This window comes from Oceanisphaera sp. IT1-181 (assembly GCF_033807535.1).
In the GTDB taxonomy this organism is placed as follows: Bacteria; Pseudomonadota; Gammaproteobacteria; order Enterobacterales; family Aeromonadaceae; genus Oceanimonas.
In genome coordinates this window covers 330,001-346,904 of sequence record NZ_CP136856.1, presented here as the reverse complement: position 1 = coordinate 346,904, position 16,904 = coordinate 330,001, and the positions used below count along the sequence as shown (strand labels likewise).

The following is a 16,904-nucleotide window of genomic DNA, read 5'->3' as shown; positions in this document are numbered from 1 at the left end:
ATTAATCGAGGCAGACAATGGCTTCCACTTCTACTAACACGTCTTTCGGCAGCCGCGCCACTTCTACGCAAGAACGAGACGGCGCACCCAGCGTAAAGTAGCTGGCATAGACTTCATTGAAAGGTACAAAGTCGGCCATGTCCTTCAAGTAGCAGGTGGTTTTGACCACATGGGTGCTGTCGGCGCCAGCAGCGGTCAGGATAGCCAATAAGTTATCCATTACCTGCTTGGTTTGTGCCTCAATACCGCCGGCTACGACTTCCATGGTAACTGGATCCAGCGGGATCTGGCCTGAAGTAAAGAGCATATTACCCACTCGAGTGGCTTGCACATAAGGGCCGATTGCAGCGGGGGCGTGTTCTGTGGCTATGATGCTTTTAGTCATGATGTCTCCGGGGTGGGGGGCGATAGCTCTTCGTCATCGCGTTTTTTTTGCCGAATATAAAGATAAACGGTGTGTTTTGAGATATTGAGCTTGCTCGACACCATGGCAATGGCGTCTTTGATGTCGAAAATGCCCTTCTCATATAGCGTGGTCACTATATGTTTATTTTTAAGATGATTGGCCACCAGCCCATTGGCGTTAATGCCCTCTATGGTGCGCTCTACGGTCAAGGTCACCAGCTCTTCAACGTTATTATTGAAGTTTTCCGGTGACACTTCGACACGCTTAGCCACTTGCGGCTTAGGCATTAACTCGCCCAGCAACTCATGAAAAGGGGCGCCTAAGTGCAGATGGATACAGAGCAAGCCTAACGCCTCGCCCTGTGCATTGACCAGCAACTGCAAAGAGGTCTTAATTGGCGCGCCTAACCGAGTGTGCGCAAAGTAAGTAACATGGTGCACCGAGTCTGCAAGCAGCGCGGTAACATGCAGTGCCAGCGACTCCGGCATGGGCTCACCGACTAAGTGTGTGCCCTGCTCGCCTTGTACCTGCTTTAGCAAAGGTTGGCTGGGTTCCATCAGCGAGTACAAGCATAGCTCACAGTGCTGACCAAACATCTCAGCCAGCCCTTCCATAACGCCGCCATAGCGATGAACAAGTACCGACTCGGTATTATTCTGCTCGACACACTCTTGCTCTTTTGGCTGACTCAGAGACTCGACAGTCTCTCTTTGCGCTAGCATTGCTGGCTCCATAGCACCAAACATCTGCTGCTGATTTTCAACTGCTGAGGTTAGATGTCAACTTATTTTACGAATTGAGAGCGGGACTGTGAAGTGAGAGGCGTGAATGGTAAGGCGCGAGTAGATTTGCCTAACTGGCAGCGTTCAACCCTGTGGCAGCCATCCATTACTGAGCGTCAGTATAGCGACCTGTTTCTCTTACACCGCACACTTTACAGCTCTTGCTCGCCATAAAAAAACCGCCCGAAGGCGGTTTTTGAGATGCATCACGCTTAGCTCAATTACGAGCGCAGTGATTTTTCGCCGCGTGCAATACCACACACACCGCTGCGCACCACTTCCACGACTTCGGTGCTCTCACTCATGTTGCGAATAAAAGCATCGAGCTTATCGCTGGTGCCCACCAACTGTACCGTGTACAGATGTGGCGACACATCGACGATTTGGCCGCGAAAGATATCGGCGGTGCGCTTTACTTCATCGCGATTCGCGCCATCGGCTCGCACTTTCACCAGCACAATTTCGCGCTCTATGTGATCGCCTTCGCTCAAGTCACTCACTTTGAGCACATCCACCAGCTTGTTCAGCTGCTTGATGATCTGCTCAATTTGGCGCTCATCACCGGCGGTGACTATGGTCATGCGCGACAGCGTCGGATCTTCGGTCGGTGCTACGGTCAAAGTTTCGATGTTATAAGCGCGCTGAGAAAACAAGCCCACTACGCGGCTCAAGGCACCGGACTCGTTTTCCAGTAACAGGGATATAATACGCCGCATTAGGTTCTCTCCGTTTTACTTAAATACATGTCATCCATAGCACCGGTTTTAATCTGCATCGGATAAACGTGCTCTTCTGGATCGATAATAATATCCATAAACACCAGCTTGTCGGTCATCGAGAAACACTTCTCGAGTGCCGCATCCAGCTCTTTAGGATCCGATACCCGAATGCCCACATGGCCATAAGCTTCCGCCAGTTTCACAAAGTCCGGCAAAGAGTCCATATAAGAGTGGCTTTCGCGACCTTCATAAAACATCTTCTGCCACTGCTTCACCATGCCAAGCGAATGGTTGTTCAGGGAGATAATCTTCACCGGTATGTTGTATTGCATACAGGTAGACAGCTCTTGAATATTCATCTGAATAGAGCCATCACCGGTCACACAGATAGAAACCGCATCGGGTCGTGCCATTTGCGCGCCCATGGCGGCCGGTAAACCAAAGCCCATGGTGCCCAAACCGCCGGAGTTGATCCATTGGCGCGGCTTATCGAACGGGTAGTAGAGCGCGGCAAACATTTGATGCTGGCCCACGTCTGAGCTGACCATGGCCTTACCTTCGGTAATACGATAGATAGACTCAATGACTTGTTGCGGCTTAATATAGGTGTCGCTTTTGGCATAATCTAAGCACTTAAGTGCTCGCCATTCGTCAATTTGTGTCCACCAATCGGTCATGGCGTTAGGGTCAGTGTTTAAACCCAGCTCACGAATGATGTCCAGCATCTGCTCTAATACCGCATCCGCTGAGCCCACAATAGGAATGTGCGCCTTGATATTTTTCGAGACCGAGGTCGGGTCGATATCGACGTGCGCTATGGTGGCATCGGGGCAGAACTTGGCGACGTTGTTGGTTACCCGGTCATCGAAACGCGCACCAATGGCGAGAATAAAGTCCGAGTTATGCATGCTCTTATTGGCTTCATAAGTTCCGTGCATGCCCAACATGCCCACAAACTGCTTATGCGTACCCGGCATCACGCCGAGCCCCATCAGAGTGTTAGTCACCGGCAAGTTAAACTTTTCTGCTAACTCAATCACCAAAGCACTGGCTTCTGCGGTTACTGCACCGCCGCCCACATACATGATCGGGCGTTTGGCAGCAGCAAGCGCTTGCATGGCCTTTTTGATTTGGCCTTTATGACCCACGCTGGTGGGGTTATAAGAGCGCATCGACACCGATTCAGGATAAACATAGGGATGTTTTTCCAGCGGGTTTTGCACATCTTTCGGCAAGTCAATAACCACAGGACCAGGGCGGCCACTGGCGGCGATGTAATAGGCTTTTTTAATGGCCAGCGGAATATCTGAGGCCTTCTTACAGATAAAGCTGTGCTTAACGATAGGCCGCGAGATACCCAGCATATCGGTTTCTTGGAAGGCGTCATCACCAATGTAATAAGTTGGCACCTGACCCGACAGCACCACCATAGGGATCGAGTCCATATAAGCGGTGGCAATACCGGTAATACAGTTAGTCGCACCTGGGCCTGACGTCACCAGCACGGTGCCGACTTTACCCGTAGCGCGGGTATAGCCGTCGGCCATATGTACCGCTGCCTGTTCGTGGCGCACTAATACATGTTCAATTTTGCTGTTTTCAAATAAGGCGTCATAGATATCAAGCACTGAACCGCCGGGATAGCCGAATAAATGCTCGACTCCCTGATCTTCCAGCGCCCGAACCACCATTTGTGCGCCTGATAACATCTCCATGATAAGCCCTCCAGGCTTTACTCTATTTGCTGTGCGGCTGTGCGTGCTAGTCCTTTTAGGCGTTACACCTTTTAGGCATGACACTTTTTAGACATGAAAACAGTGCAAAGCAAATAGCTTTTATCTTTATATAAAAAACAAACACTTCTGCCTGATGGGATAAAGTTAGGCAGAAAAAGGAAGAAAAATCACCTTAACCTGCTTTAAATCGCTTGTCTACGAGCTTTGTTAAAGCTCTACAGCCTGTGATCAGTGCCGTTGACGCACTAATTTTATATCCCACCAACCAGAGGCTAGTTTGAACCTGCTAACTGGGGTCTAACGATTGAACCTGACTACTTTGAGTCTGCTAACAAGGCTAGCAGCTCATTAACCTAGCGTCACATGCTAATAGCAGGCTTTGCGCAGAAGTCCGCATTTTAGAACCATATCGCCACACACCGCTTTATATATGCTATTAGTACTTTTGCTAAAACTGATACGCCTTCTTAAATACCTTCAGCCTGCTGCTGGCTTACTCAGCAAACAGGCAGAAACGCCTTGCTAGACGCTTATATCGACTACCAGTCAATAGCAGTGTAAGACTTCGCCACTTGAACAAAACACAGAGCAAAATATTAGTAAAAAACTAATTACCAGTTTATTAAGCTGCAACACAGCAAGATAAATGCGACAATAATATTGACATCGCCTACGTTTAAAGTTATTGCTATACTGTTGTTCACGAAACTATTCTTCGATGATGGATGAGCGCTATGTTCAAACACACTCAGCTACTATTATTACTAACCTCACTAGTGCTCACGCGCATGGGTCGGTTGTAGCTGGAATTCATCATCCACATACTATACCAATAAAAAACCCGTGCCATCCGCACGGGTTTTTTATATCTGTCGCGGGCGGCAAGGTACATACCACGAGTACACGACTCTCGGTACATAGTTCTCAGCAGTACACAATTAAGAGGAAAGCGACATGTCGGACCAAGTCATTATATTCGATACCACCTTGCGAGACGGCGAACAGGCGCTTTCCGCCAGCCTAACGGTTAAAGAAAAATTACAAATTGCTTATGCGCTCGAACGCTTAGGTGTAGATGTGATGGAAGTGGGCTTTCCTATTTCATCCCCAGGTGATTTTGAATCGGTACAAACCATAGCGCGCCATATCAAGAACAGCCGCGTGTGTGCGCTGGCCCGCGCCTTGGAAGCCGATATAGATGCCGCAGCAGCAGCGTTAAAGTCTGCCGAACAGTTTCGCATTCACACCTTTATTTCTACATCCGACATTCACGTGCAGAGCAAGTTACGCAAAGACTTCGACTCTGTATTAGCCATGGGGGTGCATGCGGTAAAGCATGCGCGCCGCTATACGGATGATGTGGAGTTTTCTTGTGAAGATGCAGGCCGTACGCCCATCGATAACCTGTGCCGAATGGTAGAAGCCGCAATTAACGCCGGCGCCACTACGGTGAACATTCCTGACACTGTGGGTTATACGGTACCAAGCGAGTTTGGTGGCATTATCCAAACCTTATTTAACCGCGTACCTAATATCGATAAAGCGGTGATCTCTGTGCATTGCCATGATGACTTAGGGATGTCGGTCGCCAACTCCATTGCGGCAGTCCAATATGGTGCACGCCAGATTGAATGTACCATCAACGGCATTGGCGAGCGGGCAGGCAACTGCTCGTTAGAAGAAATTGCCATGATATTGAAGACCCGAGCCGAATTCTTAGGGTTGCACACTAATATCAAGCATCAAGAAATTTACCGTACCAGCCAGTTAGTGCGCAATCTGTGCAATATGCCCGTACAGCCGAACAAGGCCATTGTTGGCGCTAATGCCTTCTCACATTCTTCTGGTATTCACCAAGACGGCGTATTGAAGAGCAAGAACACCTACGAAATCATTACCCCAGAAAGCATTGGCTTGCAGAAGAACGAGTTGAACTTAACCTCGCGCTCAGGCCGCCATGTGATCAAACACCGCATGAGCGAAATGGGCTACGGCGAGCAAGATTATGAGCTCGACGCACTGTACGAAAGCTTTGTAGAGCTGGCCGACCGTAAAGGTCAGGTGTTTGATTACGATTTAGAAGCCTTGGTCTTCTTCAGCCAAATTCATGAAGAACCCGAGCAGTTCAAGCTTAAGTACCTCAGCGTGCAGTCTGGCAGTAATGTGATGTCGACCGCCAGTGTACGTATGACCATTGGTGGCGAAGTCATCAATGAAGCCGCCGTGGGCAATGGCCCAGTGGATGCCGTTTATCAGTGTATTAACCGCGTAACGGGTTATGATATTCGCGTCGACAAATATGAGCTTAAGAGCAAGGGCGAAGGTAAAGACGCCCTTGGCCAAGTGGACATCGTCGCCGAGCACAACGGGCGCAAATTCCACGGCATGGGTCTGGCCACCGACATAGTCGAATCGTCTGCCCAAGCCTTAGTACATGTGATTAACAGCATTTGGCGTGCCGAACAGGTCGCAGAAAAAAAAGAAGCCATTCAAAATAAAATTCGTGTGGAGACAGTGTGAGTATGAGTGCAAGTTACAAGGTCGCCGTATTGCCCGGTGACGGCATAGGCCCAGAAGTGATGGCAGAAGCCCTCAAGGTATTAGACAAGGTACAGACTGAGTTTGGTTTTCGTCTGGAGTACAGTCACCATGATGTGGGTGGCATCGCCATCGACAACCACGGCACTCCGCTGCCGGCCTCGACCTTGGCGGCCTGTGAAGCAGCCGACGCTGTGCTGTTCGGTTCGGTAGGCGGCCCTAAGTGGGAACATTTACCGCCGAACGACCAGCCTGAGCGCGGCGCCCTGCTGCCCCTGCGCGGTCACTTCAAGCTATTTTGTAATATGCGCCCAGCACGTATCTACAAAGGCTTAGAAGGCTTCTCACCTTTGCGTGCCGATATCAGTGCTCGTGGCTTTGACATCGTGTGTATGCGCGAGCTGACCGGTGGCATCTACTTTGGTCAACCCAAAGGCCGTGAAGGTTCAGGCGAGCAAGAAAAAGCGTTTGATACCGAGGTGTATCACCGTTTTGAGATTGAGCGTATCGCACGCTTAGCCTTTGAAGCGGCCCAAGGTCGTCGTGGCCTAGTGACCTCCGTCGATAAAGCCAACGTATTGCAAGCATCCATCTTGTGGCGTGAAGTAGTGATAGAAGTGGCAAAAGATTACCCAGACGTGACCTTGAACCATATCTACATCGATAACGCGACCATGCAGCTGATCAAAGATCCGTCCCAGTTTGACGTTATGCTGTGTTCTAACTTGTTTGGCGACATTATCTCTGACGAAATGGCCATGCTGACCGGCTCTATGGGCTTACTGCCTTCTGTGAGCTTGAACGACCAAGGTTTTGGCTTATACGAGCCCGCGGGTGGTTCGGCGCCAGATATTGCCGGTAAAGGTATCGCTAACCCGATCGCACAGATTTTATCGGCCGCACTTATGCTGCGTTACAGCTTTAAGCTGGAAGAAGCCGCCACCGCCATTGAGCGCGCGGTCAGCGAAACCTTAGCCGAAGGTTTCTTCAGTGGTGATCTCTACAGCCCAGACGCGAAAAACCCAGTACAAACTACGGTACAAATGGGCGAGCACATTGCGAATCGCATTAGGAGAGCAAGCTAATGTCTAAGACCTTATATCAAAAAGTCTTTGATGCGCACTTGGTGCGTAACGAAGCAGGCGAAACACCTTTGTTGTATATCGACCGCCATTTAGTGCACGAAGTAACGTCTCCGCAAGCCTTTGATGGTTTGCGTGAAAAAGGCCGCAAGCTGCGTCGCCCAGACCGTACTTGGGCGACCATGGATCACAACGTATCCACAGAAACCAATGACATTGCCGCCTCCGGTGAAATGGCCCGCATCCAAATGGAAACGCTGGCCAAGAACTGTGAAGAGTTTGGCGTGCCTTTGTATGACTTGCACCACAAGTACCAAGGCATCGTGCATGTTATCGGTCCTGAATTAGGCTTAACCCTGCCTGGCACCACTATCGTGTGTGGTGACTCCCATACCGCCACTCACGGTGCTTTTGGCGCCTTGGCATTTGGTATTGGCACCTCAGAAGTTGAGCACGTGATGGCCACGCAAACCCTGAAACAGGGTCGTGCAAAAACCATGAAAATCCAAGTTAATGGCGCGCTTAAGCCCGGCATTAGCGCTAAAGACGTGGTGTTGGCCATTATCGGCAAGGTCACCCACGCGGGTGGTACCGGTTATGTAGTGGAATTCTGCGGCAGCGTGATTGAGGCGCTATCCATGGAAGCGCGCATGACCATCTGTAACATGGCCATTGAGCTGGGCGCGAAAGCCGGTTTAATCGCCCCCGACCAAACCACCTTTGATTATTTGCAGGGCAAGCCATTCGCGCCTAAAGGTGAGGACTGGGATAACGGCGTCGCTTATTGGCAGACGTTGAAGTCTGATGCTGATGCTAAGTTTGATGCCGTGGTTGAGTTAGACGGTGCCGATATCGCACCGCAAGTAACTTGGGGCACCAACCCAGGTCAGGTGATGGGCATTAATGAGACCATTCCTGTACCCGCCGACATGACCGATGTCGCCGAGCGTCAAACCGCCATTAAGTCACTGCAGTATATGGCATTAGAAGGTGGCACCAAGCTGACCGACGTTAGCGTAGACAAGGTGTTTATTGGCTCTTGTACTAACAGCCGCATCGAAGACTTGCGTGCTGCAGCCGCCATCGCCCAAGGCCGTAAAGTCGCCGCCGGCGTACAAGCGTTAGTGGTACCAGGTTCACAGCAGGTGAAAGCTCAAGCCGAAGCTGAAGGCTTAGATAAGATCTTTCTCGAAGCGGGCTTTGAGTGGCGCTTGCCTGGTTGCTCCATGTGCTTAGCCATGAACAACGACCGTTTACTGCCCGGCGAGCGTTGTGCTGCCACCAGTAACCGTAACTTCGAAGGTCGCCAAGGCCGCGGTGGTCGTACGCACTTGGTGAGCCCTGCCATGGCCGCTGCCGCTGCCGTGTTCGGACACTTCGTCGACATTCGTGATTTATAAGGGGTTTTAGAGATGAGCGGATTTAAGCAATTAACCGGTATTGCCGCCCCTTTGGATGTGGCGAACGTGGATACGGATCAGATTATCCCTAAGCAGTTCTTACAAAAAGTAACGCGCTCAGGGTTTGGTAAGCATTTGTTTCATGACTCACGCTTCTTAGATGAAGCCGGTGAGCAGCCTAATCCTGAGTTTGTGCTCAACCAAGCCCCGTTTGATAAAGCGGTGATCTTGTTGGCGCGCGAAAACTTTGGTTGCGGCTCTAGCCGTGAACACGCCCCTTGGGCACTGAGCGATTTTGGCCTAAAAGCGGTAATCGCACCTAGCTTTGCCGATATTTTTTATGGCAACGCTATTAACAACGGCATGGTACCGGTTAAGTTAACCGACGCCGAAATGGACGCACTGTTTGCTCACGTGAAAGCGACCCCAGCGGCCGACGTCACCGTCGATCTAGAAGCCTTGGAAGTGCGCGTAGGTGATCTTAATTTCTCGTTTGAAATTGATGAATTTCGCCGCTACTGCCTGCTCAACGGCCTAGATAGCATAGGTCTGACTTTGCAGCATCAAGCACAAATCGACGACTTTGAAGCACAGCAACCTAGCTGGCTGTAAGTTTGTTGGTTTAAATATAATGCTAATTAAAACGCCGACGAAGGTCGGCGTTTTTTATGGCTCTGTTGGTAGGTGTTCTATTGGTAAGTGTTCTAACTGTAGAATTTGCCGCTTAAGCTCTGCGGTTAATACCTTCTTCTTACCGGTGTTTTTATCCAACATCACCACTCGTGCTGAACCCTGCGTAGTTACTTCACCCTGCTGCAAGCTTGTAACTTGATAACTCATGCTAAACCCACATTCGCCAACTTCGCTCACCTTTGCCTCCACCAATAAGGTATCGGGAAAAATAACCGGCCGCCGATAGCGAGCGCTGGTTTCTGCGACCACCGGCATCACTTGTTCACTCGCTAATAACTTCATCAAACCAATGCGCTGAAAGTACTCAATGCGAATGGTTTCAAAATAGCGAAAATACACCACGTTATTCACGTGTTGCAGTGCATCCATGTCGCCCCAAGCCACAGGGATTTTCAGACTGACTGGAAAACCCGTGCCGTTTATCACCATCGTATATCGTGCCTCTTAATCGTACTTTACCGTATCTGTTATCTTACTTCGGTTAGCGTGAGTGCCACCATATCGGTTCTTTCACCAGCGTCGACGCGCAACACTCTGGCCATGGCCTTTAATGGCTGTACTTGATTGTCTGCCGAAGGCACCACTAGCTGCCATTCCTCACCGATCTGGCATTGACCATTGGAGACTTCCATCAGCACCCCTTGTGCGCTCAAATTACGACAGACTCCTTCAATGCGAGATTGGGCAGTGGCAAGAATAACCTTGGTATTGAGCTGCATACGATTAAATACCCGCTGTTCTTCCTTGGTTAACATCATGTTTTACTTTCCTTGTAAGTTTGTGATCCCTAAGACACTGGTTTAGCTAAAAAAATAGACCTACAATACCTTCAACTTCAATCGTTATAGCTCATTCATGCGCAGTGGCTAAATCTCCCTCTGCGACTACTGTTGACCTTATTTTAGTCAGCAATGCCGCCCGTTTACGTGGTGGCCCTTTCCTTCATTAGGAGTGCTCTGTGTATAAATTATTACCCTTGCTGATGCTATTAGTGGCCGGCTCCGCATTTGCGAAGCAAGAAACACTGACCATTTATACATATAGCTCATTTGCATCTGATTGGGGGCCAGGACCGGCAATTAAGCAGGCTTTTGAAGCTGAATGTGACTGCCAGCTTAAATTTGTAGCACTAGACGACGGCGTTTCTATCCTTAATCGGTTGCGCCTAGAAGGTAAACACAGCAAAGCCGATGTGATTTTAGGGTTGGATGACAGCTTATTAGCCGCGGCCAAAGCCACCGATTTATTGGCCGAACACCAGCAAACTCTCCCTGCACTTAGCGTGCCGAATGGTTGGTCCGACTCGGTATTTTTGCCCTACGACTATGGCTATTTTGCTTTTATTTATAATGCCGAAAAACTTAAAAACCCGCCGCACAGCTTTGCCGAATTACTCGAGCGCCCCGAGCTCACTATTTTGTATCAAGATCCACGCACCAGTACCCCCGGCCAAGGTTTAATGCTGTGGGTACAAAAGCTCTACGACGAGCAAGCGCCAAGCGTGTGGCAAAACCTAGCTCAGCGTACGGTGGCCGTCACCAAAGGTTGGAGTGAGTCTTATGGTATGTTCTTGAAGGGTGAGGCCGACTTAGTGCTGTCTTACACCAGCTCGCCGGCCTATCACATTAGCGCCGAGCAACAGCATCAATATAAGGCGGCAAATTTTAGCGAAGGTCACTATCTACAAGTAGAAGTGGCCGCCGTCTTAAAAACTAGTAGCCAACCCCAGCTAGCCCGCCAGTTTATGGCCTTTATGCTGACTCCGGCATTTCAGCAGCACGTAGCTAGCGGCAACTGGATGTATCCGGTGATCGACACCCTCTTGCCCGACAGTTTTGCAGAGCTAACCGTTCCTGAGCAGGCGTTAAGCTTTAGCACAGAGCAAGTATCAAAGCAGCGCAGTCAGTGGCTAAGAGCCTGGCGTAACGCCGTCATCCGCTGATGACTAAGCGTAACTGGTGGCTACCCGGCAGCTTAAGTCTATTCGCCATCCTGCTGCTGACTGCGGGTCCCATCACGGCATTGCTCCTGCAAAGCCGCGAGCACGACTTAGGAGCCTTATTAAACGATAGCTACCTTGTGCATATCATTTGGTTTAGCTTCTATCAGGCGCTGCTCTCAACCCTGCTTAGCCTGCTATTAGCCATACCTTTGGCGCAAGCCTTATCACGGCGCCGCTTTATCGGTCGTACTCTGCTATTACGCTTATTCGGTCTATCACTGGTGTTGCCGGTGATCTTAGTGGTGTTTGGCATAGTCACGGTACACGGCCGCCAAGGCTGGGTGAACCAGTTACTGCACGCTTTTGGCTTAGAATCTGTAGGCTACCTTTATGGCTTAACTGGCATCTTATTGGCGCATATATTCTTCAATATGCCCTTGGCTGCGCGAATATTACTGCAAGCCATAGAGAGTATTCCCGCTAGCCAGTGGCGCATTGCCAGCCAATTGGGTTTTAACGGTTGGCAATTATTTTTACGCCTAGAATGGCCGATGATGCGCAGTGCACTGCCTGCGCTTGCCAGCATGATCTTTATGCTTTGCTTCACCAGTTTCGCCACCGTAATGGCGCTAGGCGGCGGCCCTAAATCCACCACCTTAGAAGTCGCCATCTATCAAGCGATACGCTTTGATTTCGACCTGCCCTACGCCGGTATGCTGGCCTTATTGCAACTGTTGTTTTGCGCCAGTTTCTTACTGCTGCAATATCGTTTTACTTCCCGCTCTACTGCCGTCCAGCCTAGTAATCTGGGGCTAATCGCTCGCCCAGATCGCCACCAATTAAGTTTACGATTGTGGGACACGTTAGTCTTAATCTTGTGCTTAGCACTGTTTTTGCCACCGCTGCTGGCCATTATCAGCAGTGGTTTAAATCCTAAACTCGTCGCCGCCCTAAGCTCGGCCCAGCTCTGGCATGCCACACGCACCTCTCTACTGATTGCTTCGGGGGCGGCGCTGTTATCTATGCTGTTTACCGTGAGCCTGCTGATCACTAGCCGCCACCTTCGCTTGCAGTTACAGCGTCGACGCAGTGCCGCGCTGATGGAAGCCATCGGCTCCATTATCTTGGTGCTACCGGCGGTGGTGTTATCAACCGGCTTGTTTATTATGCTGCGCAACGTGGCCGATGTGTTTACGCTGGGGCCAATACTGGTGTTATTAGTGAATGCCTTAATGGCGTTGCCCTATGGCCTGCGCGCCTTACAAGCCCCGATGGAGCGAGTCAGTCGCCAGCATCACAAACTGTGCGAGAGTTTAGGCATTAATGGCTGGGCACGCATTAAACAAGTGGAGTGGCCACTGTTACGAAAATCCATGGCGCTCACTTTTGCTTTGGCCATGATGTTATCGCTGGGCGATTTGAGTGCCATTGCCTTATTTGGCAGCCAGTCACTACAAACGCTGCCTTGGCTGCTATATCAGCAGCTGGGTAATTATCAGCTTACCGAAGCCAGTGCCACGGCATTGGTGTTACTAATGTTAAGCCTAGGATTATTTATGTTGATTGAGGGTGTATTGGGAGGCAAAGATGCTGCAACTAACTGAGCTCTGTGCTCGCTACCCAGAGCTTGATCTTAACTTCACCTTGTCCGCCAAGGCAGGAGAGATAACCGCACTCATTGGTCCCAGCGGCGCAGGAAAATCCACGTTACTAGCCATGATTGGAGGCTTTTCGCCTATTGATTCGGGGGACTTACTATTTAATGGCCAATCCTTAAACGCACTATCCCCAGCCGAACGACCGATCACTACGCTATTTCAAGACCATAATCTTTTTTGGCATCTCAGTGTTTATCAGAATATTGCGATTGGCTTATCTCCCTCTCTCAAGCTCAACGCCGCACAAGAGCAGCAGATCCAAGAGGTCGCCAGCCAAGTTGGTATCGCTGACTTACTGCAACGTATGCCAGCCTCCTTATCCGGAGGCCAACAACAAAGAGTGGGCTTAGCGCGCAGCTTAGCTCGTCGACGCCCTATCTTGCTATTAGATGAGCCTTTCTCTGCTCTCGATCCCGCGTTGCGCTATGAGTTATTGGCGCTGTTACGCAGCCAAGCGGATCAACTGCAGCTCACCGTTCTGCTGGTCACCCATCATCCGGAAGAAGCGGCACGGATAGCAGACCAATTGGTGTTTATTCATCAGGGGCGCATCTTGGAGCAAGGAAACGGGGAGCTATTATTAGCCCCCCGCACTTCAGAATTAGCCGCTTATCTGGGTCAAGGTGGTAATGGAAGATGATAGATAAGCTGTGCACTTATTCTTTATTTTTTACTTCAATTTAAAGATTTTCTTCTGCAAACGCCGCCAAACGGCTGCGCATCACACCATTGAGGTAGACGTTAGCACTGCCCTCAAAGTCTTTAAAACGCTCCACTATATAGGTTAATCCTGAAGTGACGGGCGTTAGGTAATTAGAATCTATTTGTGCCAAGTTACCAGAGCACACTATTTTCGTGCCTTCTCCACAACGAGTAATAATAGTTTTTAATTGCGAGGCGGTTAAGTTCTGACATTCATCCAGCAACACGAAGGTATTTTGAATACTACGGCCCCGCATAAAATTGACGGATTTAAACTGCAGGTTGGCTTTATCCATAATGTATTTTAGTGAGCCCTCCATACACTCGTCTTGCTTGTGCAGCACTTCCAGTGTATCGGTAATCGCCGCTAGCCAAGGTGCCATTTTTTCTTCTTCAGTACCGGGTAAGAAGCCAATACTTTCGGCGATTTCTGGCGTATTGCGCGTGACGATAACTTTATCGTAAATGCCCTTTTCAATGGTCATCTCTAGTGCCGCAGCCATCGCCAGTAGCGTTTTACCACTGCCTGCGGGGCCGGTTAAAATCACTAATTCAATATTGGGATCCAATAATGCATCCAAAGCCATGGCCTGATAAATATTCTTCGGCTGTATGCCCCAAGCTTTACGGCCCATCATGCGCTCGCGCCCCAGATCCACGAAGCGAACCTTATTACCCAATTTTTCTAATACGCGCCCAGCAAAGTCATCGGTATCATCTATCAGATATTGATTTATATGCGCACCCGGCAGCAATTCATCGGCGACCGTATGGATAACTTCGCGCCCACGAGTTTCACTGTCACACTCGCCCACTCGCTCCCAAAAACTGTTTTCCTGATGATAAAATCCCTTAGCTAATAAACGAATATCATCCACTAATTGATCGGAGCGATAGTCCTCAACATACTTCAGCCCTGCCCCTTTGGCTTTTAAGCGCATATTGATGTCTTTGGTCACCAATACGGTTTTACTGTCGGGAAATTGGTATTGCAGATACAACGCCGTGTTAATGATGCGATTATCCGCTTCATCATCGGTAAACATCGCATAACCTTCAGGCAAGTGCTTATCGGTAACGATAGCAATTGAGCCTGATGCCTCTTCTCCTAACTTTCCTAAAGGGACACCGGCGATGATTTGATCCGGTGTGGCGTCATGAAACAGGCTCTCCAAGGTTCTAATCGCGACTCTGGCATCTCGGCTCACGTCTTTTTGTCGATCTTTGATGCGATCCAGTTCTTCCAGCACCGTCATGGGTATCAAAACTTGGTGTTCATTAAAGGAATAAATAGAAAGTGGCTCATGTAAGAGCACATTGGTATCCAGAATAAAGCGTTTACGGGCATTATCATCCATAGACCTGCTCCCTCGGGCTTAGCCCTTTTATAGTCACCACTTAATTTAGCATCGCAATGCAATCACTTAATGACAACCTAACGCTATGACGTTTCTTACTTTTCGGCAAGGTTTAGCGGCTAATGGCTAGCTATGATTGAGCGTTGCCTCACTAAACGAACACAAGCAGGGCAGACTTCGTTTTTGTAGTTGCGACTTTGAACGGAGAGATATTTCGAGAGGGCAAAAATACAACAGTCGATGTTTTTTTAGCTTATTGCTAAATTTCAGACAAAAAAAGCCCGACTCTTTCGAATCGGGCTTTTTTAATTGGTTGCCTGGCATGGCCAGTCCCTTATTCAGGGTAAAAGGCAGAGCTCGGGTCGCGAAGTACTGCAAAGCGCTGCTTTTCCGGGCGTGCTTCGGCCACCTTTCACCATAGAGAAGTCGCTACGCTCCGCAGTGTCTACCTTACCATGTAAAAGTGTGTGCGCTGCAGACGTGAAAAAGCCCTTCACATCAGTGAAGGGCTTTTTGAATTGGTTGCCTGGCAGTGACCTACTTTCACATGGCAGCTGCCACACTATCATCGGCGCGGCTGCGTTTCACTACTGAGTTCGGCATGGGATCAGGTGGTTCCACAGCGCTATGGCCGCCAGGCATAAATTGTAATCTGGAGAGCTGAATTTGTTAGTCTGAAATAATTTAAGTCGCCTTGTTACGCAAGGTCTCACACTTCTTGGGTGTTGTATGGTTAAGCCGCACGGGTAATTAGTACAGGTTAGCTCAACGCATCGCTGCGCTTACACACCCTGCCTATCAACGTTGTAGTCTCCAACGGCCCTTCAGAGGGCGTAAAGCCCTAGGGATGACTCATCTTGAGGCTCGCTTCCCGCTTAGATGCTTTCAGCGGTTATCGATTCCGAACGTAGCTACCGGGCAATGCATCTGGCGATACAACCCGAACACCAGGGGTTCGTCCACTCCGGTCCTCTCGTACTAGGAGCAGCTCCTCTCAATCATCCAACGCCCACGGCAGATAGGGACCGAACTGTCTCACGACGTTCTGAACCCAGCTCGCGTACCACTTTAAATGGCGAACAGCCATACCCTTGGGACCGACTTCAGCCCCAGGATGTGATGAGCCGACATCGAGGTGCCAAACACCGCCGTCGATATGAACTCTTGGGCGGTATCAGCCTGTTATCCCCGGAGTACCTTTTATCCGTTGAGCGATGGCCCTTCCATACAGAACCACCGGATCACTATGACCTACTTTCGTATCTGCTCGACCTGTCCGTCTCGCAGTTAAGCTGGCTTATGCCATTGCACTAACCGTACGATGTCCGACCGTACTTAGCCAACCTTCGTGCTCCTCCGTTACTCTTTAGGAGGAGACCGCCCCAGTCAAACTACCCACCAGGCACTGTCCGCAACCCCGATAAGGGGCCTACGTTAGAACATCAGACATACAAGGGTGGTATTTCAAGGTTGACTCCATAGCAACTAGCGTCACTACTTCACAGTCTCCCACCTATCCTACACATGTAGGGCCAATGTTCAGTGCCAAGCTATAGTAAAGGTTCACGGGGTCTTTCCGTCTAGCCGCGGGTATACGGCATCTTCACCGCAAATTCAATTTCACTGAGTCTCGGGTGGAGACAGCGTGGCCATGATTACACCATTCGTGCAGGTCGGAACTTACCCGACAAGGAATTTCGCTACCTTAGGACCGTTATAGTTACGGCCGCCGTTTACTGGGGCTTCAATCAAGAGCTTCACCCGAAGGCTAACCCCATCATTTAACCTTCCAGCACCGGGCAGGTGTCACACCGTATACGTCCTCTTACGAGTTTGCACAGTGCTGTGTTTTTGATAAACAGTTCCAGCCACCTGGTCACTGCGGCTG

The 16,904-nt window shown here is 49.9% G+C and carries 14 protein-coding genes and 2 rRNA genes (1 of these 16 running past the window's edge); 7 read left to right on the top strand and 9 right to left on the bottom strand.

Going from position 1 to position 16,904, the window contains the following annotated elements; translation table 11 throughout:
• Position 1: 1 nt before the first annotated feature.
• The 4 genes from R0134_RS01600 to R0134_RS01585 form a co-directional block, all read right to left on the bottom strand.
• On the bottom strand, positions 2 to 385 hold the full coding sequence (locus R0134_RS01600) for a RidA family protein (protein ID WP_319783169.1): 384 nt from the start codon (positions 383 to 385) through the stop codon (positions 2 to 4).
• On the bottom strand, positions 382 to 1,128 hold the full coding sequence (locus R0134_RS01595; RefSeq protein ID WP_319783168.1) for a transcriptional regulator: 747 nt from the start codon (positions 1,126 to 1,128) through the stop codon (positions 382 to 384). The genes R0134_RS01600 and R0134_RS01595 overlap by 4 nt, the downstream gene beginning before the upstream one ends.
• Before the next feature lie 281 nt (positions 1,129 to 1,409).
• A complete protein-coding gene (gene ilvN, locus R0134_RS01590; protein ID WP_319783167.1) occupies positions 1,410 to 1,904 on the bottom strand; it encodes an acetolactate synthase small subunit in 495 nt (164 codons plus the stop codon).
• Entirely contained in the window at positions 1,904 to 3,622 is a 1,719-nt protein-coding gene (locus R0134_RS01585) for an acetolactate synthase 3 large subunit (protein WP_319783166.1), read from the bottom strand. Before R0134_RS01585 ends, ilvN begins: the two co-directional genes overlap by 1 nt.
• A 975-nt stretch (positions 3,623 to 4,597) precedes the next feature.
• On the opposite strand from R0134_RS01585, the gene leuA reads away from it, so the two are divergent.
• Genes leuA through leuD form a run of 4 tightly spaced genes read left to right on the top strand, consistent with a single transcriptional unit; the run spans position 4,598 to position 9,275 of the window.
• Positions 4,598 to 6,163: a 2-isopropylmalate synthase gene (gene leuA, locus R0134_RS01580; RefSeq protein ID WP_319783165.1), complete on the top strand. Its 1,566-nt coding sequence runs from the start codon at positions 4,598 to 4,600 to the stop codon at positions 6,161 to 6,163.
• 2 nt (positions 6,164 to 6,165) lie between these two features.
• The gene (leuB, locus tag R0134_RS01575) at positions 6,166 to 7,266 is read left to right on the top strand and encodes a 3-isopropylmalate dehydrogenase (RefSeq protein ID WP_319783164.1); all 1,101 of its coding nucleotides are present in this window, start codon (positions 6,166 to 6,168) and stop codon (positions 7,264 to 7,266) included.
• Positions 7,266 to 8,663: a 3-isopropylmalate dehydratase large subunit gene (leuC, locus tag R0134_RS01570; RefSeq protein ID WP_319783163.1), complete on the top strand. Its 1,398-nt coding sequence runs from the start codon at positions 7,266 to 7,268 to the stop codon at positions 8,661 to 8,663. Before leuB ends, leuC begins: the two co-directional genes overlap by 1 nt.
• 12 nt (positions 8,664 to 8,675) lie before the next feature.
• Entirely contained in the window at positions 8,676 to 9,275 is a 600-nt protein-coding gene (leuD, locus tag R0134_RS01565) for a 3-isopropylmalate dehydratase small subunit (RefSeq protein ID WP_319783162.1), read from the top strand.
• 54 nt (positions 9,276 to 9,329) lie between these two features.
• On the opposite strand, the gene R0134_RS01560 is transcribed toward leuD, so the two are convergent.
• Together R0134_RS01560 and R0134_RS01555 are read right to left on the bottom strand one after the other, a co-directional pair.
• Entirely contained in the window at positions 9,330 to 9,785 is a 456-nt protein-coding gene (locus tag R0134_RS01560; RefSeq protein WP_319783161.1) for an acyl-CoA thioesterase, read from the bottom strand.
• Positions 9,786 to 9,823: 38 nt separating this feature from the next.
• The gene (locus R0134_RS01555) at positions 9,824 to 10,114 is read right to left on the bottom strand and encodes a PilZ domain-containing protein (protein ID WP_319783160.1); all 291 of its coding nucleotides are present in this window, start codon (positions 10,112 to 10,114) and stop codon (positions 9,824 to 9,826) included.
• Positions 10,115 to 10,314: 200 nt separating this feature from the next.
• Here R0134_RS01555 and thiB point away from each other — a divergent pair, with 200 nt between their 5' ends.
• Genes thiB through thiQ form a run of 3 tightly spaced genes read left to right on the top strand, consistent with a single transcriptional unit; the run spans position 10,315 to position 13,596 of the window.
• Positions 10,315 to 11,298 (top strand): thiamine ABC transporter substrate binding subunit, encoded by a 984-nt coding sequence (gene thiB / locus R0134_RS01550; protein ID WP_413641419.1) that lies wholly within the window; start codon positions 10,315 to 10,317, stop codon positions 11,296 to 11,298.
• Entirely contained in the window at positions 11,298 to 12,902 is a 1,605-nt protein-coding gene (gene thiP, locus R0134_RS01545) for a thiamine/thiamine pyrophosphate ABC transporter permease (RefSeq protein WP_319783159.1), read from the top strand. The genes thiB and thiP overlap by 1 nt, the downstream gene beginning before the upstream one ends.
• A complete protein-coding gene (gene thiQ, locus R0134_RS01540; RefSeq protein ID WP_319783158.1) occupies positions 12,886 to 13,596 on the top strand; it encodes a thiamine ABC transporter ATP-binding protein in 711 nt (236 codons plus the stop codon). Before thiP ends, thiQ begins: the two co-directional genes overlap by 17 nt.
• Before the next feature lie 40 nt (positions 13,597 to 13,636).
• Here the strand turns inward: thiQ and R0134_RS01535 are convergent, their stop codons facing one another.
• The 3 genes from R0134_RS01535 to R0134_RS01525 all read right to left on the bottom strand — a co-directional run.
• The gene (locus tag R0134_RS01535) at positions 13,637 to 15,016 is read right to left on the bottom strand and encodes a PhoH family protein (RefSeq protein WP_319783157.1); all 1,380 of its coding nucleotides are present in this window, start codon (positions 15,014 to 15,016) and stop codon (positions 13,637 to 13,639) included.
• 524 nt (positions 15,017 to 15,540) lie between these two features.
• Positions 15,541 to 15,655: ribosomal RNA gene (gene rrf / locus R0134_RS01530) — 5S ribosomal RNA — on the bottom strand.
• 90 nt (positions 15,656 to 15,745) lie between these two features.
• Positions 15,746 to 16,904 (bottom strand): 23S ribosomal RNA (locus tag R0134_RS01525) (it continues 1,734 nt past the right edge of the window).

Bases quoted from the DNA above. Each gene is read 5' to 3' on its own strand.
- leuC (WP_319783163.1), top strand. From the start codon at position 7,266: ATGTCTAAGACCTTATATCAAAAAGTCTTTGATGCGCACTTGGTGCGT.
- ilvN (WP_319783167.1), bottom strand. From the start codon at position 1,904: ATGCGGCGTATTATATCCCTGTTACTGGAAAACGAGTCCGGTGCCTTG.
- R0134_RS01600 (WP_319783169.1), bottom strand. From the start codon at position 385: ATGACTAAAAGCATCATAGCCACAGAACACGCCCCCGCTGCAATCGGC.
- leuA (WP_319783165.1), top strand. From the start codon at position 4,598: ATGTCGGACCAAGTCATTATATTCGATACCACCTTGCGAGACGGCGAA.
- thiP (WP_319783159.1), top strand. From the start codon at position 11,298: ATGACTAAGCGTAACTGGTGGCTACCCGGCAGCTTAAGTCTATTCGCC.
- R0134_RS01535 (WP_319783157.1), bottom strand. From the start codon at position 15,016: ATGGATGATAATGCCCGTAAACGCTTTATTCTGGATACCAATGTGCTC.
- leuD (WP_319783162.1), top strand. From the start codon at position 8,676: ATGAGCGGATTTAAGCAATTAACCGGTATTGCCGCCCCTTTGGATGTG.
- leuB (WP_319783164.1), top strand. From the start codon at position 6,166: ATGAGTGCAAGTTACAAGGTCGCCGTATTGCCCGGTGACGGCATAGGC.
- R0134_RS01555 (WP_319783160.1), bottom strand. From the start codon at position 10,114: ATGATGTTAACCAAGGAAGAACAGCGGGTATTTAATCGTATGCAGCTC.
- R0134_RS01595 (WP_319783168.1), bottom strand. From the start codon at position 1,128: ATGCTAGCGCAAAGAGAGACTGTCGAGTCTCTGAGTCAGCCAAAAGAG.
- R0134_RS01560 (WP_319783161.1), bottom strand. From the start codon at position 9,785: ATGGTGATAAACGGCACGGGTTTTCCAGTCAGTCTGAAAATCCCTGTG.
- R0134_RS01585 (WP_319783166.1), bottom strand. From the start codon at position 3,622: ATGGAGATGTTATCAGGCGCACAAATGGTGGTTCGGGCGCTGGAAGAT.
- thiQ (WP_319783158.1), top strand. From the start codon at position 12,886: ATGCTGCAACTAACTGAGCTCTGTGCTCGCTACCCAGAGCTTGATCTT.